This window comes from Pseudoalteromonas piratica (assembly GCF_000788395.1).
GTDB lineage: Bacteria > Pseudomonadota > Gammaproteobacteria > Enterobacterales > Alteromonadaceae > Pseudoalteromonas > Pseudoalteromonas piratica.
Map to the genome: position 1 here is coordinate 1,952,152 of NZ_CP009888.1, position 16,378 is coordinate 1,968,529.

Sequence of the window (16,378 nt, forward strand, 5' to 3'; positions counted from 1 at the left end):
TTATACCAAATTTAGTTTGAATTTCAAAAACAAAATTAGTCGCGATAGGGATCATCGATGTTTAAATCAGCAAGTAGCTGTTTTTCTAGTGATTCCATCTCTAACGCTTCTTCGCTATCTATATGGTCATAGCCCATTAAATGCAAGCATCCATGGATAACCATATGCGCAAAATGATCATGAAACCCCTTTTCTTGTTCGATAGATTCTTGTAACACAATTTCGGGGCATATAATTAAATCGCCTATGAGAGGTAACTCAATACCTGGTGGCGCTTCAAATGGAAAACTCAGTACATTCGTTGGCTTATTTTTACCACGATACTCATGATTTAATTGCTGGCTTTCGCTGGCATCACTAATGCGTATCGTAAGTTCGGCATCCGGTTTTAAGCTTGCAAGCGCTTTATTCGCCCACTGTTCAAACTGCTCAAAGGTCGGCAAGTTGTCAAATTCATGAGCAATTTGTAAATCTAAATCTATCATTAGGCTTTTGACTCATTCTCTGCATTGGCTTTTTCAAGCTCTTGCTGTTTTTTCTTTTCGACTTTCTTTAAGCGTTCAACTTCATCATGTTTTTCGTACGCTTCTACAACCGCTGCAACAACAGGGTGACGCACAACATCGTGTGACTTAAAGAAGTTAAAGCTGATGGCTTCTACATCGCTTAATACTTCAATTGCATGACGAAGCCCTGAGCGCGCACCGCGCGGCAAATCAACCTGCGTAATGTCACCAGTAATCACGGCTTTTGAATTAAAGCCAATACGGGTTAAGAACATTTTCATTTGCTCTACCGTGGTATTTTGGCTTTCATCTAAGATAATAAATGCATCGTTCAATGTACGACCACGCATATATGCAAGCGGTGCAACTTCAATCACATTCTTTTCGATTAAACGCTCAACTCGCTCAAAACCCAGCATTTCGAATAGTGCATCATAAAGTGGGCGCAGATATGGGTCGACTTTCTGGCTTAAATCACCTGGTAAAAAGCCCAGTTTTTCACCTGCTTCTACTGCGGGGCGTGTCAGCAAAATACGACGGATCTCTTGACGTTCTAATGCATCCACCGCGGCTGCAACTGCAAGGTATGTTTTACCTGTCCCCGCGGGGCCAATACCAAAGGCAATGTCATGCAATAATATATTTTTGATATAGGTTGCTTGGTTTGGGTTGCGAGGCTTTACAACACCACGGCGGGTTTTAATTACAAGTTCGTCTCGATATAAATCATCGTCTTGCTCAAGTACCGTGGTTTCTTGAATAGTTAAATGCACTAAATCAGGTTCGATATCTTTGCTGATACCTTTCACTGGCTGTGTTTCGATATAAAGGTTTTTAATAATCTCGGTTGCCGCAATTACATTATGTGCATTTCCGGTGATTTTAAAGTGGTTTTCACGATGAGCTATTTCAACACCAAGACGACGTTCGATTTGTTTTATATTTTCGTCGAATGGGCCACATAGTGAAGCAAGACGTTTGTTGTCAGAAGGTTCGAGATAAGTTTCTAAAGTTTTTAACTGGGTACTCAAAATGGGTTCCTTGGCTTGGTGTGGCAATTAGTGCCACACCAAATTTAAAACTAAGGTGTAAATGTTGCTACACCCAATTCGTTAGCTTCTTGGCTTTGTGCTTTACCTAAAATATCACTTGGCGCAACGTCTTTACGCAGATCCATTTCTGCTTCGGTACGAATTAGCTCACCACGAAGTGAGTTAGGTAAGGCTTCAGTAATTTTTACATCGACAAATTGACCAATCACTGAATGAGGGCCTTCGAAGTTAACAACGCGGTTGTTCTCAGTACGGCCGCGAAGCTCCATTGGATTCTTTTTCGATGGGCCTTCAACCAAAATACGTTGTTCAGTACCAAACATTTTACGGCTGATATCTTGCGCCATTTGCGTGATACGGTTTTGTAAAATGTATAAACGTTCTTTCTTTTCTGATTCTGGTACATCATCAGGTAAATCAGCAGCTGGTGTACCTGGGCGCGCACTGTAGATAAAGCTGAAACTCATATCAAAACCAATGTCATTGATAAGGTTCATCGTCGCTTCAAAATCCGCTTTAGACTCACCAGGGAAACCAATAATGAAGTCTGAGCTCATACTTAAATTAGGGCGGATCTTACGTAACTTACGAATAGTTGATTTGTATTCAAGTGCTGTATGACCACGCTTCATTAATGCCAGTACTCGATCTGAACCACTTTGAACAGGTAAGTGTAAGTGGTCAACAAGCTCTGGCACATCAGCATAGGCTTCAATAATATCAGGCGTGAATTCTACTGGGTGAGAAGTCGTATAACGAATACGGTCAATGCCATCGATAGCAGCAACATAGCGCAGTAAATCTGAAAAATAACAAATTTCACCATCGTGCGTTTCACCACGATATGCATTTACGTTTTGGCCTAGTAGGTTTACTTCACGCACGCCTTGCTCGGCAAGTTGTGCAACTTCAAGTAATACGTCATCAAGTGGGCGGCTTACTTCTTCACCACGCGTGTATGGTACAACACAGAAAGTACAGTACTTAGAACAGCCTTCCATGATAGATACGAACGCACTTGGACCTTCTGCTTTTGGCTCAGGTAAACGGTCGAATTTTTCAATCTCAGGGAAAGAAATATCAATTACAGAGCCATTTTCTTCCTGAACTTGCTTAATCATTTCAGGTAAACGGTGCAATGTTTGTGGTCCAAAAACGATGTCGACAAAAGGCGCACGTTGACGAATAGTTTCGCCTTCTTGAGACGCAACACAACCACCTACACCAATGACTAAATCAGGGTTGTCATCTTTTAACAGTTTCCAACGGCCCAATTGGTGAAATACTTTTTCTTGTGCTTTTTCACGAATTGAACACGTATTGAGAAGAATTACATCTGCATTTTCAGCTTCTTCAGTTAATTCATAACCATTGCTAGCATCTAATAGGTCTGCCATTTTTTGCGAGTCATACTCGTTCATTTGACAGCCCCATGTTTTGATATGCAGCTTTTTACCCATGTTTTCGTGCCTCAACAAATTACTTACAGCTTAAAGGACGCGTATTTTATCCTTAAGCGTAGGTGGATTCAAATATGTTTGCAAAATCATCAGCAGTTATTAACGAAATCCTAAAACTGATTTATGACTTTTGATTTTTTCGTAAAAAATATGAATCAAAATCAAACTTTTGCTGAGTGCTTACGTTAGAATAATAAGTACTTAAAGCTGAGAGATTTTTCCTATGAGTTTATCAATTTGTATTATCGGTGGTGGCATGGTTGGGGCTGCTGCTGCAGTGGCATTAGCCAAACAAGGCCATACCATACAGTTAGTTGAAAATAATCCGATTGATGAAAATAAAGTACTAAGTAGTGATCAAATAGATATACGTGTTTCGGCACTTAATTTATTTTCCGAAAACTTACTTTCAGAATTAGGTGCGTGGCAGCATATTAGAAAATCACGTAGTGCAGAGTACAAACGACTGAGTGTACAGGATTACCAAAAATCGCCGTTGATATTTAACAATCAAGAAATTGGTCAGTCGCACTTAGGGCATATTATTGAAAATAATGTGATTCAGACCAGTATTTGGCAAGAATTCAGTCACCACAATATTTCGGTGCTAAGTGATTTGGGTAAGTTGGAAGGGATCTTACATCATAATGATAAAGAGACCTTGTGTTTTGAATCTCAGACACTTGAAGCCGATTTGGTTGTTGTAGCCGATGGAGCACGATCACATACGCGAGAGCTATTAGGTATTGGTACTACTGGTTGGCAATACCAACAAGCGTGTATGGGGGTATTAATTAAATTAGATGCTGAGCAGCAAGATATTACTTGGCAAGAGTTTCAACCAACAGGGCCAGTTGCGTTCTTACCAATGCAGGCACCTTATGCGAATTTAATTTGGTATCACCACGAGGACACGTTAAGAAAACTCGCTGACGGTGATAAAAATAATTTAAAGGATGCCATTGTAACAAACTATCCTGAACTGCCTGGGGATTTTGAAATTCTTAAAACCGCGGTTTTCCCTCTGACACGCCAACATGCAAATCAATACAGCAAAAGTCGTTGTGTGTTAGTGGGGGATGCCGCTCATGCTATCAACCCATTAGCAGGGCAGGGTGTAAACTTAGGTTTTAAAGATGTTGCGCAATTAGTGAATAGTTTGTCAAAGGAAGCGAATATAGCCAAAGCATTAAAAGATTACGAGCAAAAACGCCGAATCCCTAACTTAGCAATGATGAGTATGATGGATGCATGTTATTTTGCGTTTTCTAACGAAATCACACCATTAAAAATATTACGGCAAAGCGCGATTACAGGCCTAAGTAAATTAAGCCCGATAAAAAGCCAGATGTTAAAATATGCTGTAGGTCATTATTTATAATGGCCTTTTTTTAGAATTTAATCCATAGAGGAGTAAACGAAAGTAAATTATTTTGGATAAAAGGATAAAAGGATAAAAGGATAAAAGGATAAAAGGATAAAAGGATAAAAGGATAAAAGGATAAAAGGATAAAAGGATAAAAGGATAAAAGGATAAAAGGATAAAAGGATAAAAGGATAAAGAAACATGGTGCGGAAGGTGAGACTTGAACTCACACATCCGAAGATACTGGAACCTAAATCCAGCGCGTCTACCAATTCCGCCACTCCCGCACAAGGATATTTCAAACAGAGAACTGTTTTTGGTAGTCCATGTTAAAAACATGGTGGCTACGCCCTGATTTGAACAGGGGACCCCATCATTATGAGTGATGTGCTCTAACCAGCTGAGCTACGTAGCCGTTGGCTGGAGTACCAGGATTTGAACCTGGGAATGGCGGGATCAAAACCCGCTGCCTTACCGCTTGGCGATACTCCAACGAATACTCTTTCGAGTAAGTGATTAGTTTAGTTCTTATCGAGAACATGGTGCGGAAGGTGAGACTTGAACTCACACATCCGAAGATACTGGAACCTAAATCCAGCGCGTCTACCAATTCCGCCACTCCCGCATAGGGTATCTCTAGAAGAGATGGCTGGAGTACCAGGATTTGAACCTGGGAATGGCGGGATCAAAACCCGCTGCCTTACCGCTTGGCGATACTCCAACGATTACTCTTTCGAGAAAGTGATTAGTTTAGTTCTTATCGAGAACATGGTGCGGAAGGTGAGACTTGAACTCACACATCCGAAGATACTGGAACCTAAATCCAGCGCGTCTACCAATTCCGCCACTCCCGCACAGGGTATCTCTAGAAGAGATGGCTGGAGTACCAGGATTTGAACCTGGGAATGGCGGGATCAAAACCCGCTGCCTTACCGCTTGGCGATACTCCAGCAATGGTAGTAGATAGTTTTAGTTCCTATCAGAACATGGTGCGGAAGGTGAGACTTGAACTCACACATCCGAAGATACTGGAACCTAAATCCAGCGCGTCTACCAATTCCGCCACTCCCGCATACTTGAACAAAACTATGGTAGCATGTTTTAAAACATGGTGGCTACGCCCTGATTTGAACAGGGGACCCCATCATTATGAGTGATGTGCTCTAACCAGCTGAGCTACGTAGCCATGTTTTGTTCGTTGTCATCATCGCTGATGCGGGGCGTATTATGCTGATTACCCCCAAATCCGTCAACACCTTTTTTTCAAAAAAATGAATATTCCGAGTCGTTTGCGTTTTTTTTATTCGAACTGAGCAAAAAACCGCACAACACATCGTTATTTGAGTTAAATATTATACAGGTTGACGATTTAAATTTTGAATTACACAGTATAGTCGTAATGCGCTGTTTGTGTTTTTTCAGAATAATTGGATCTTATGGTGAGAAGTTAATATAAGATTTGAATGAAAAATTTACTCAAGCAATGATTTATCACTGTAATGTGATTACTGAGTTAGCGGCATGACAGGGATATAATGCTCGAAAAATAAAAAAGGCTCGCAAATGCGAGCCTTTTTAAACACTGTTTTCTTATACGTTAAATAAGAAGTTCATTACATCGCCATCTTTAACGATGTAGTCTTTACCTTCTTGACGCATTTTACCTGCTTCTTTAGCACCTGATTCGCCTTTGAACTCAATGTAGTCATCAAAGCCGATGGTTTGAGCACGAATAAAGCCGCGTTCAAAGTCAGTGTGGATTTTACCTGCCGCTTGCGGTGCAGTTGCACCAACAGGAATAGTCCATGCTCTAACTTCTTTAACACCAGCAGTGAAGTAAGTTTGTAAGTTAAGCAATTCATAGCCCGCGCGAATTACACGGTTTAAACCTGGCTCTTCTAAGCCTAAGTCATCCATAAACTCTTTTTTGTCTTCGTCGTCTAATTCTGAAAGCTCAGCTTCGATTTCAGCACATACAGGCACAACCACCGCATTCTCTTGCGCTGCAATCTCACGCACTTTATCTAAGAATGGGTTATTTTCGAAACCATCGTCATTTACGTTGGCAATGTACATTGTCGGCTTAATCGTTAAGAAGTTAATGTACTGGATTGCTGCTTTTTCTTCTTTTTCAAGCTCTAATGAACGAAGTGTCAGGCCTTCATCTAAGTGCGCTTTCACTTTTTCAAGCACAACTAGTTCGAATTTCGCGTCTTTGTCGCCGCCTTTTGCTTTCTTTGCGTTACGTTGCACTGCACGATCAGCCGCTTCCATATCAGCAAGTACTAATTCGGTGTTGATAACGTCGATATCGTCTGCAGGGTCAATTTGACCTGCAACGTGTACAATGTTTTCATTTTCAAAACAACGTACAACGTGACCAATTGCGTCTGTCTCGCGAATATTTGCAAGGAATTGGTTACCTAAACCTTCACCTTTCGATGCACCTTTTACAAGACCAGCAATATCAACAAATTCCATTGTTGTTGCCAGTACTTTTTGTGGATTTACGATTGCAGCGAGTTGATCAAGGCGTGAATCTGGAACCGCTACAACGCCTGTATTTGGTTCGATGGTACAAAATGGAAAGTTTGCAGCTTCGATACCAGCCTGCGTAAGTGCATTAAATAGTGTTGATTTACCTACATTTGGTAGACCAACGATGCCACATTTAAAACCCATAATAATAAACCTTAAACTAAGTTAAACCAGTCTTAAGCGACTGGTTTAAATGTATGTAATCTGTTTTGTGCTTTTAACACACCGTCTTTTGCTAGTATTTCCATGCAGCGAACTGCCTCATCCACCACATCATCAATTAGAGCTTGATCTGCGGCGGGAGCTTTACCTAGTACCCAGCCAGTGACTTTGTCTTTATGACCTGGGTGACCAATACCAATTCGCAAACGCATAAATTCTTTTTGGTTTGCCATTTTACTAATAATGTCTTTTAGTCCGTTATGGCCACCATGTCCACCACCTTTTTTTAATTTGGCGATGCCTGGTTCAAGATCCATTTCATCGTGTGCGACTAAAATATTTTCGACAGGAATTTTGTAAAAGTTAGCTAAACTACTGACCGCTTTACCACTTAAATTCATAAAAGTAGTGGGGATCAATAATTTGAATTCTTGATTTTGAATAATCACTTTGCCAACTAGGCCGTGATGTTTAGAGTCGTGTTTGAGAATGCAGTTGTAGCGTTTGGCAAGTTCTTCGATGAACCATGCACCAGCATTATGACGGGTTTTTGCGTATTCGGGGCCTGGATTAGCCAGGCCCACAAGCATTTGAATATTATTCAAGGTGCTAACACCTTAATAATTATTCTGCAGCGTCTTCTGAAGCTTCTTCAGAAGCAGCGCCTTTAGGAGCGTTTAAAGTCACAACTGCTTGGTCGTGATCTGCACCTTTAGCAAGCTCAACTGAAACAACGCCAGCTGGAAGAGCGATATCAGATAGGTGTAAAGTAGCACCAACTTCTAGCGCAGCTACGTCAACTTCGATGAACTCAGGAAGTTGTGCTGGAAGACATGTGATTTCGATTTCAGTTACAAGGTGAGCAACTGTGTTACCGCCTTTAGTTGCAGCTTCTTCGTTGATGAAGTGTACAGGAACCTTAGTGTGGATCTTGTGGTTAGCGTCAACGCGTTGGAAATCTAAGTGCATTACTTTAGGCTTGAACGGGTGACGTTGGATATCTTTAAGGATAGCTTCAACTTTTTCACCGCCAATGTTTAAAGTAAGGATGTGGCTGTAGAAACCTTCATCTTCTTGCGCTTTGATCACTTTGTTGTGAGCTAGAGTAAGAGATACAGCTTCTTTTTCTGCACCGTAAAGAACAGCAGGAACTTTGTCAGCACGGCGTAGGCGGCGGCTCGCACCAGTACCTAAGTCAGAACGTACTTCTGCATCTAATGTGTATAATTCGTTAGACATAAATGTCTCCAATAATAATTTAAAGTTTGTTGAAAGCTTCGCGACCAAAGCTCTCACCTAAAAAAGGCGCGCTATAGTAACACTGCCACTTGATAAAAGAAACTATTATTGTGGTTTTTAATAACGGGATTGATTTTATGATTTTTGTGCAACATGGCATAATCGCTTAGTAGTAATTGAACTAAGTATTTTAACTGTGGCGTATCAACTAAGACCTTATCAACAAGAAGCGGTTGAAAAAACCCTTACTCATTTTCGCAAATCGAACAGTTCAGCAGTCATTGTATTACCCACAGGTTCTGGTAAAAGTTTAGTTATTGCCGAACTGGCAAGGCTTGCTCGTAAGAAAATTTTGGTGGTTACTCATGTTAAGGAATTAGTAGAACAAAACCATGAGAAATATGAAAGCTTTGGCTTGAAAGCGAGTATTTATTCTGCCGGTCTTAAGCAAAAATCACTTGCCCAGCAGGTGACGTTTGCCAGTGTGCAATCTTTGGGAAATAATTTAAATGCTTTAGATGAGGAATACTCATTAATTATTATTGATGAGTGCCACCGTGTTTCTGGTGACGAAAACACGCAATATCAAAAATTAATCTCGCACATTAGAAGCAATAATTCGGCACTTAAGGTGCTGGGTTTAACTGCAACGCCTTATCGACTCGGCATGGGCTTTATTTATCGCTTTCATTACCACGGTTTTGTCAGGGGGGATCAACATGCCCCGTTTGAACATTGCATTTATGAATTGCCATTAAGGTATATGATTTCAAATAATTACCTTACCCCACCAAAGTTAATCGACGCGGCGATCACCCACTATGATTTTGACTCACTGAGTAAAGATGCGTTTGGACGTATTAGTGAAAAGGATATCAATCAACTGCTTAAAGAAAATCAGCGGGCAACAAAAGCGATTATTGATCAGGTTTTAACGCTATCTACTGATCGTACTGGTGTAATGATATTTGCATCAACTATTCAGCATGCTCAGGAAATTCAAAGTTATTTACCAAGTGATGAAACGGCTTTGGTGATTGGTGATACCCATAATGCTGAACGTGATGCGATTATTCGACAGTTTAAAGAAAAACAGATTAAATATCTGGTTAATGTCTCTGTACTTACTACGGGGTTTGATGCGCCACATGTTGATTTTATTGCGATATTAAGGCCGACCGAATCAGTTAGCTTGTATCAACAAATCGTTGGTCGTGGTTTGCGCTTAGCCCCAGGTAAAACTGAATGCTTAGTGGTTGACTATGCGGCAAATGGCTTTGACTTATTTCATCCTGAAGTAGGCAGCGTGAAACCTGATAGTGATAGTGAACCCGTACAGGTGCTTTGCCCTGGTTGTGGTTTTGCTAATACTTTTTGGGGGAAAACTGACAGTGATGGCAAGGTGATTGAACATTTCGGCAGACGCTGTCAGGGCATACTAGAAGACGGGGAGCAGAGCGAACAATGTGATTTTCGTTTTCGCTTTAAGGAATGTGAGCACTGCGGTGCACAAAATGACATCGCAGCAAGAGTATGCCATCAATGCAAACAACCAATAGTAGACCCTGATGATAAACTGCGTGACGCGTTAAATTTGAAAAATGCCCTAGTGCTGCGGGTGAGTGGCATGCAACTAGAAGCGCAAAACCAGAGGCTGAAAGTGACTTATCATGATGAAGATGGTGCAGACGTTAGCGAATACTTTAGCTTATCCTCAGAAAAAGCGTCATTTTATTTTAAACGGCAGTTTTTGCGCGTGGGTGTTACCAGTAAAATTGATTTTTCTAACCCTAACTCAGTAGTTACTCATCAATCACTACTTAAGGTACCGGACTTTGTGGTTGCAAAACGAGACAAAGGTAAACATAAAGTGGTGGAGCGAATTTTTGATTACCAAGGTCAATTTAGAAAAGCGCATGAATTAAGATAAAAAATTTATATAAAACAAACAATAAGTATTTGGTACTTGCTTAAAAATAGACCTAAACTCTAAATAAAAAAACAGGCAAGGACGATGTTTTCAAGTACTAAAATTACATTTCGCGTGACTCTCGCATTTATATGCTTGCTAATAGCTGTGATTACAGCATCCGTTGCTATAGGCTTACAATATTATTTTTCTAAACAAATAACGGTCAGTGCTAGTCAACAGTTTGCAGAGCAAGTATCCAAGCAAGTAGAGTTATCGGTATCTAAAATGGATGATACTGCTAAAAATACCGCATCATTACTCGCTAAGTACTCGTCGTTAATTGAAGGGCATACGCTGGCTGGTAAAGCAGACCAAATTCTTACCGATCTACTCATTGATCATAACGATTTCTATGCTATTTACTACGGCTTTGATAATGGCGACTTTTATGAATTGATAAATCTAGAGACCAATCAAAAAGTACGCAAACAACTGAATGCCGCAATGGAAGATCGCTTTGTTAAAATTCATATTTATACAGAAAATGGGCGAAGAGTAAGGAAAACAGAGTTCCTCAATGATAAGTTGCAGGTGAGACATAGCAAGCTCGAAGAGAGCGATTACGATGCTAGCAGTAGACACTGGTTTATCAATGCCAACACCAAACATGTAGTAAAGTCACCACCTTATTTGTTCCATCATTTACAGGCATCAGGGCAAACCTATTCAAAAATCGTCAATGGTACTAACCACGTTGTTGCTGTTGACTTAACATTACAAACAATTGCTAAACAACTGAACAGTAGCTTCGAGCGTAATGGCAATTCAGACAGCATTGAAGCCTATATTTATGATAGCCAAGGTGAGCTATTACTCAGTAATAAAAGTGCTGAAGAAAAGGCATCGCTTAAGGTGCAACCTTTGGTACTTTCTGAAGAACAACAAGCATTGGTAGAAAGAATAGGTGCTTTAAGTGTGAGTAATGAATTAGATTGGGCACCGATCGACTTTTCAATTTCAGGTATGCCAAAAGGTTACACGCCGGCATTAATCTCTTTACTGGGGCAAAAACTTAACTTAGAAATTAACTTTATCAATGGTTATGCTTGGTCGGAATTAGTTAGTTTATATCAAAATGATAAAATTGATGTGTTGCAACCTGTTCATCAAACATTGAGTAATAAAGGTTGGGGAACCTATTCCAAGCCGCTGCTTAATTTGCCCTTAACACTTGCAACATTGCCAGGCAATAACACAATTTCGTCACTGTCAGAACTTAACAATAAACGGTTAGCTATACCTGAAGGCTGGTCGCTCATTTCTGCTATAGAACAGAGCTATCCAGAAATCAGTATTATTGAAGTGAGCGATTTGCAAGCTGCCTTACTGGCTGTTAAAGATGGTAAAGTTGATGCCGCAATTGATAGCCAGCTGATCCTAGCTTATACCGCAAAAATGTTTTTTATAGAAGGACTGCAATTTCATAAGAATATTGATGCAAGCTTGTTAAGTTTTGATACTAACTTACGCATGGTGGCAAAAAATAAAAAAATTGTCGATTTGCTGAATTTCGCACTTGAAAATATTACGCAGCAAGAACTCGCTTTTTTATCTGAGCAATGGTTAACGTTCGATCTTAATGCGAAAGCAGTTGATGCTTCTAACGTAGTACCATACAAACAGTTAATTACACTCTCCACTGACAATGCTAATCATAATCGCTTACAGGTTGTCGAAATTAACAATACCGATTATTTACTCTTTATTGCACCAACAACGCTTGGCACGGAAGAACAAAACTATTTAGCCCTATTGATCCCAACAAAACTCGCTTATGCAGAAGGGCTTAGCTATGTTACTAAATCAATTATAGTGACCATTTTAATCTTATGTTTGCTAATGCCACTGACTTATTTTGTTGCAAGCCCCATTGTTGCGGCAATGCGCCGTTTAAGTATTGAAAACTTAAAAATACAACAACGTAATTATGATGCGATTGAAGTTGAACACAGCTTTATTAAAGAAATTGATGAGGTGTTTGATTCGCTTAATCAAATGGCTGAGTCGATTAAAGCTTATGAAGCGAAACAAGCTGAACTGCTGGATTCATTTGTAAAATTAATCGCACAAGCAATTGATGATAAATCGCCATATACTGCAGGTCACTGTAATCGAGTGCCTGAACTTGGATTGATGTTGGCTAATTATGCGAGTGATAGTGAAGATGCGTACTTTAAAGCATTTAAGCTGGATAGTGATGACAAAAAGCGTGAATTCAAATTAGCGGCATGGTTGCATGATTGCGGCAAAATAATAACCCCTGAACATATAGTTGATAAAGGTAGTAAATTAGAATGCATTTATAATCGTATTCATGAGATACGTATGCGTTTTGAAGTGTTGTTACGCGATGCTGAAATTGATTTTTATCAGCAGTTAATACAACACCCAACGCGTGAAAACGAATTAAAATCTGCGTTAATCGCAACACGACAATCACTTAATGAAGAGTATGAATTTGTTGCCAAAATTAACCAAGGTGGCGAATTTATGGAAGACGATAAACTTGAGCGGCTTGAAGCAATTGCCAAACGTACTTGGCAGCGCAATCTCAGTGATAGAGTAGGGCTGTCTCCGTTAGAAGAGATGTTTTTATTAAATGATGATGACGAATGTTTGCCAGTAAAAGAACAGTTACTGGCAGATAAAACATCGCATATTATAAAACGCGAGCATGCAGTTGAATATGCTCCCCACTTAGGTATTAATGTTGAGATACCTGAACATAAGGCTAATTTAGGTGAGCTTTATAACCTTAAAGTAGGGCGCGGTACGCTTACCAGTGAAGACCGATTTATTATTAATGAACACATTATTGGCACGATTAAAATGCTAGATTCGTTGCCATTCCCAGAAGAGCTAGCGAATGTACCGCGTTTTGCATCAACTCATCATGAGACTTTAAAAGGCACAGGTTATCCAAGAAAATTAAAAGCGGAAGATCTATCTATTCCAGAAAGAATTTTAGTATTAGCGGATATATTTGAGGCTTTAACAGCGTCAGATAGGCCTTATAAAAAAGCCAAACCATTGAGTGTAGCAATCGATATTTTGCATAAAATGTGCTTGGATGAACACGTTGATATTGAAGTGTTCAAATTGTTTTTACGTTCTGGTATTTACAAAGAGTATGCAAAAAAATATATGCCGGTTCAGCAAGTAGATAAAGTAGATTTAAGCAAATACTTGTAATTGACAATTCGATAATAAAAAAGGCTGGTAACCAGCCTTTTTTATTAAACTTTATTTAAGCGGTGTTTGCTGTTGCAAGCGGACATCGAGCTAGTTCGTTTATTTCACCACTTGCCATTTCTTGTTCTAATATCACATCAAACCCCCACAAACGGTGAAGATGTTTAATTACCTCATCTTTGGTATTTGCTAAAGGAATATCGTTATGCGGTGTATAGCGTAATGTAAGTGAACGATCGCCACGAATATCAACATTAAACACCTGAATGTTAGGCTCTAGATTGCTTAAGTTATATTGCTCTGATAATGCTTGGCGAATAGCACGATAGCCAGACTCATTATGAATTGCACTAACCTCAAGGTGAGTTTCCTTTTCATTATCTAAAATGGAAAAAAACTTGAAGTCACGCATCAATTTGGGAGATAAAAACTGGCTAATAAAGCTTTCATCTTTAAAATTTTCCATCGCAAAATGAAGGGTGTCGAGCCAGTTACTGCCAGCAATTTCAGGGAACCAATATTTATCTTCCTCAGTTGGGTTTTCACAAATTCGACGAATATCAACCATCATATTAAACCCGAGCGCATAGGGGTTAATACCAGAATAATATGGCGAGTTATAAGGAGGTTGATAGACTACATTGGTATGCGATTGGAGTATTTCTAACATAAAGGCGTCAGTGAGTTTACCTTCATCGTATAAATGATTTAACAAGGTGTAATGCCAAAATGTAGCCCATCCCTCATTCATCACTTGGGTCTGCTTTTGTGGGTAAAAATACTGCGAAATTTTACGCACAATACGAATTATTTCTCTCTGCCAAATTTCTAGTAAAGGGGCGCGTTTTTCAATAAAGTAAAGAATGTTCTCTTGTGGCTCATTGGGAAATCGTGCCTGTTGTGTTTCTGTTTCATTGTGTTGTGATGGAATGGTTTTCCAAAGCTCATTTACTTGCGACTGCAAATAATCTTCACGCTCTTTTTGCCTTTTTTGTTCTTCAAAAAGTGAAATTTGCTGAGGGCGTTTATAGCGGTCTACGCCATAATTCATTAAGGCATGACATGAATCGAGAAGTTGTTCAACTTCATCTACACCGTATTTTTGTTCACATTCAGCTATGTAGTTTTTTGCAAATAACAGATAATCAATAATCGAACTGGCATCAGTCCATGTTTTAAATAAATAATTACCCTTAAAAAAAGAATTGTGTCCATAACATGCATGCGCCATTACTAAAGCTTGCATGGGCATGGTGTTTTCTTCCATTAAATATGCGATACAGGGATCAGAATTAATTACAATTTCATACGCAAGACCCATTGCACCGCGTTTGTAGTTTTGCTCTGTTTGAATAAATTTCTTACCAAAAGACCAATGGCTGTAACCGATAGGCATACCGACGCTGGAATACGCATCCATCATTTGCTCAGCAGTGATTACCTCAATTTGATTAGGGTAGGTATCAAGGCGGTAAAACTCTGCAACTCTAGCAATCTCGGTTTGATATTCTCCGAGTAAATCGAATGTCCAATCAGGACCATCACTTAGTATGTTTTTACTCATAACTAGTCCTTTTATTAAGCTACATCTGCAGTGGCATCTTTTTTAAATAGCTCCCTGAATATAGGGTAAATATCTTCTACAGATTTAATATGTTGAATGGCAAAATTTTCGTGAGTATCAGCAAGTACTTGATATTCTCGCCATAAGCTTTGATGTGCTCGCGTTGTGATTTCAATGTAAGCATAATAACGCGTCACTGGCAGGATTTTATTTGTTAGCCAATCGCTACATTGTGGAGAATCATCAGCCCAATTGTCGCCATCAGAAGCTTGAGCTGCATAAATATTCCATTGTTCTGAGTCGTAACGCTCTTTTATGATTTCATCCATTAACTTTAATGCACTGGATACTATTGTGCCGCCAGTTTCTTGCGAGTAGAAAAATTCGTGTTCATCTACTTCTTTTGCTTGTGTGTGATGCCTTATATAAACAACTTCAATGTCTTTGTATGTTCTCGTGAGGAATAGATAAAGCAAGATATAAAACCGTTTGGCAGTCTCTTTTGTTGCTTGATCCATTGAACCAGAAACATCCATTAAGCAAAACATCACTGCTTTTGAGCTAGGCTCAGGGCGTTTTTCATAATTTCGAAAACGTAAATCAAAGGTATCAATAAAAGGCACGGTAGCGATTTTATTTTTTAGTTGCTCAATTTCTTTTTCAAGTAGAGCTATTTCACTTTGATTCTCTTTCTTGTTTGTTTGTAGCTTTGCAAGCGTTTCTTCTAATTCGGCCAACTGGCGTTTTTTACCAGCAGTCATAGCAATACGTCTTGCCACAGAGCCTTGTAATGAACGCACAATATCAATATTGGAAGGTACGCCGTCGTTACTGTACCCAGCACGGTGGGTTTTCATTTGAACAAGTTTGTTAAGCTGGTTTTTTCTGAGGTTAGGCAGAGCTAAATCTTCGAAAAGCAAATCCAAATATTCATCTTTTGAAATTGAAAAAACAAAATCATCTTGGCCTTCACCCGAGTCACTAGCATCGCCTTCGCCAGCACCTTGGCCTTGTCCACCAAGAGGACGTTTAATTTTATCCCCTTGGCTAAATTGGTCGTTACCCGGGTGAACCATATCCCGTTTTCCACCTTTTCCCTGGTGGAAAATCGGTTCTTGCATATCACGGCTTGGAATCGAGATGCTTTCGCCATTTTCAACGTCAGTAACGCTTCTTTTAGCAATTGCATCCGATACCGCTTCTTTTATTTGGCGTTTATACCGTCTTATAAAACGTTGGCGGTTTACCGTATTTTTGTTTTTTCCGTTTAAGCGTCGGTCAATAAAATGTGCCATACACGCCTCCGTAAGTCTTCGTTACTATTACT

General features: G+C 39.6%; 11 protein-coding genes and 9 tRNA genes. 3 read left to right on the forward strand and 17 right to left on the reverse strand.

Annotated elements, in window-relative coordinates:
* Positions 1 to 35 precede the first annotated feature (35 nt).
* The 3 genes from ybeY to miaB are packed head-to-tail and all read right to left on the reverse strand — an operon-like array spanning position 36 to position 3,018.
* A complete protein-coding gene (gene ybeY / locus OM33_RS09115; protein ID WP_038641053.1) occupies positions 36 to 485 on the reverse strand; it encodes an rRNA maturation RNase YbeY in 450 nt (149 codons plus the stop codon).
* A complete protein-coding gene (locus OM33_RS09120; RefSeq protein ID WP_038641054.1) occupies positions 485 to 1,537 on the reverse strand; it encodes a PhoH family protein in 1,053 nt (350 codons plus the stop codon). The genes ybeY and OM33_RS09120 overlap by 1 nt, the downstream gene beginning before the upstream one ends.
* A 50-nt stretch (positions 1,538 to 1,587) precedes the next feature.
* A complete protein-coding gene (miaB, locus tag OM33_RS09125; RefSeq protein WP_038641056.1) occupies positions 1,588 to 3,018 on the reverse strand; it encodes a tRNA (N6-isopentenyl adenosine(37)-C2)-methylthiotransferase MiaB in 1,431 nt (476 codons plus the stop codon).
* A 223-nt stretch (positions 3,019 to 3,241) separates the two neighbouring features.
* Between miaB and OM33_RS09130 the strand changes: the two genes are divergently transcribed.
* A complete protein-coding gene (locus OM33_RS09130) occupies positions 3,242 to 4,399 on the forward strand; it encodes an FAD-dependent oxidoreductase (RefSeq protein WP_038641058.1) in 1,158 nt (385 codons plus the stop codon).
* 187 nt (positions 4,400 to 4,586) lie between these two features.
* On the opposite strand, the gene OM33_RS09135 is transcribed toward OM33_RS09130, so the two are convergent.
* The 12 genes from OM33_RS09135 to OM33_RS09190 form a co-directional block, all read right to left on the reverse strand.
* A tRNA-Leu gene (locus OM33_RS09135) sits at positions 4,587 to 4,671 on the reverse strand.
* A gap of 51 nt (positions 4,672 to 4,722) precedes the next feature.
* A tRNA-Met gene (locus OM33_RS09140) sits at positions 4,723 to 4,799 on the reverse strand.
* Between the two features lie 2 nt (positions 4,800 to 4,801).
* A tRNA-Gln gene (locus OM33_RS09145) sits at positions 4,802 to 4,876 on the reverse strand.
* A 48-nt stretch (positions 4,877 to 4,924) separates the two neighbouring features.
* Positions 4,925 to 5,009 (reverse strand) — tRNA-Leu (locus OM33_RS09150).
* Between the two features lie 21 nt (positions 5,010 to 5,030).
* Positions 5,031 to 5,105 (reverse strand) — tRNA-Gln (locus tag OM33_RS09155).
* Positions 5,106 to 5,153: 48 nt separating this feature from the next.
* A tRNA-Leu gene (locus OM33_RS09160) sits at positions 5,154 to 5,238 on the reverse strand.
* A gap of 21 nt (positions 5,239 to 5,259) precedes the next feature.
* Positions 5,260 to 5,334, reverse strand: a tRNA-Gln gene (locus OM33_RS09165).
* Positions 5,335 to 5,371: 37 nt separating this feature from the next.
* Positions 5,372 to 5,456: transfer RNA gene (locus OM33_RS09170), tRNA-Leu, on the reverse strand.
* A gap of 37 nt (positions 5,457 to 5,493) precedes the next feature.
* Positions 5,494 to 5,570: transfer RNA gene (locus tag OM33_RS09175), tRNA-Met, on the reverse strand.
* A 404-nt stretch (positions 5,571 to 5,974) separates the two neighbouring features.
* Positions 5,975 to 7,066, reverse strand: coding sequence for a redox-regulated ATPase YchF (gene ychF / locus OM33_RS09180; protein ID WP_038641060.1), 1,092 nt, complete (start codon positions 7,064 to 7,066; stop codon positions 5,975 to 5,977).
* Positions 7,067 to 7,098: 32 nt separating this feature from the next.
* Positions 7,099 to 7,689, reverse strand: coding sequence for an aminoacyl-tRNA hydrolase (gene pth / locus OM33_RS09185; RefSeq protein ID WP_038641062.1), 591 nt, complete (start codon positions 7,687 to 7,689; stop codon positions 7,099 to 7,101).
* A gap of 19 nt (positions 7,690 to 7,708) precedes the next feature.
* Positions 7,709 to 8,323, reverse strand: coding sequence for a 50S ribosomal protein L25/general stress protein Ctc (locus OM33_RS09190; RefSeq protein ID WP_038641064.1), 615 nt, complete (start codon positions 8,321 to 8,323; stop codon positions 7,709 to 7,711).
* A gap of 196 nt (positions 8,324 to 8,519) precedes the next feature.
* Here OM33_RS09190 and OM33_RS09195 point away from each other — a divergent pair, with 196 nt between their 5' ends.
* Together OM33_RS09195 and OM33_RS09200 are read left to right on the forward strand one after the other, a co-directional pair.
* Positions 8,520 to 10,253 (forward strand): DEAD/DEAH box helicase, encoded by a 1,734-nt coding sequence (locus OM33_RS09195; RefSeq protein WP_038641066.1) that lies wholly within the window; start codon positions 8,520 to 8,522, stop codon positions 10,251 to 10,253.
* Between the two features lie 84 nt (positions 10,254 to 10,337).
* Positions 10,338 to 13,487: an HD domain-containing phosphohydrolase gene (locus OM33_RS09200; RefSeq protein ID WP_038641068.1), complete on the forward strand. Its 3,150-nt coding sequence runs from the start codon at positions 10,338 to 10,340 to the stop codon at positions 13,485 to 13,487.
* A gap of 55 nt (positions 13,488 to 13,542) precedes the next feature.
* Here OM33_RS09200 and OM33_RS09205 read toward each other — a convergent pair whose 3' ends face one another.
* Entirely contained in the window at positions 13,543 to 15,051 is a 1,509-nt protein-coding gene (locus OM33_RS09205) for a SpoVR family protein (RefSeq protein WP_038641070.1), read from the reverse strand.
* A 14-nt stretch (positions 15,052 to 15,065) separates the two neighbouring features.
* On the reverse strand, positions 15,066 to 16,346 hold the full coding sequence (locus OM33_RS09210) for a YeaH/YhbH family protein (RefSeq protein ID WP_038641072.1): 1,281 nt from the start codon (positions 16,344 to 16,346) through the stop codon (positions 15,066 to 15,068).
* Positions 16,347 to 16,378 lie beyond the last annotated feature (32 nt).

Coding starts and splice junctions, on each gene's coding strand:
- ybeY (WP_038641053.1), bottom strand. CDS start 485: ATGATAGATTTAGATTTACAAATTGCTCATGAATTTGACAACTTGCCG.
- miaB (WP_038641056.1), bottom strand. CDS start 3,018: ATGGGTAAAAAGCTGCATATCAAAACATGGGGCTGTCAAATGAACGAG.
- OM33_RS09130 (WP_038641058.1), top strand. CDS start 3,242: ATGAGTTTATCAATTTGTATTATCGGTGGTGGCATGGTTGGGGCTGCT.
- ychF (WP_038641060.1), bottom strand. CDS start 7,066: ATGGGTTTTAAATGTGGCATCGTTGGTCTACCAAATGTAGGTAAATCA.
- OM33_RS09190 (WP_038641064.1), bottom strand. CDS start 8,323: ATGTCTAACGAATTATACACATTAGATGCAGAAGTACGTTCTGACTTA.
- OM33_RS09200 (WP_038641068.1), top strand. CDS start 10,338: ATGTTTTCAAGTACTAAAATTACATTTCGCGTGACTCTCGCATTTATA.
- OM33_RS09205 (WP_038641070.1), bottom strand. CDS start 15,051: ATGAGTAAAAACATACTAAGTGATGGTCCTGATTGGACATTCGATTTA.
- OM33_RS09210 (WP_038641072.1), bottom strand. CDS start 16,346: ATGGCACATTTTATTGACCGACGCTTAAACGGAAAAAACAAAAATACG.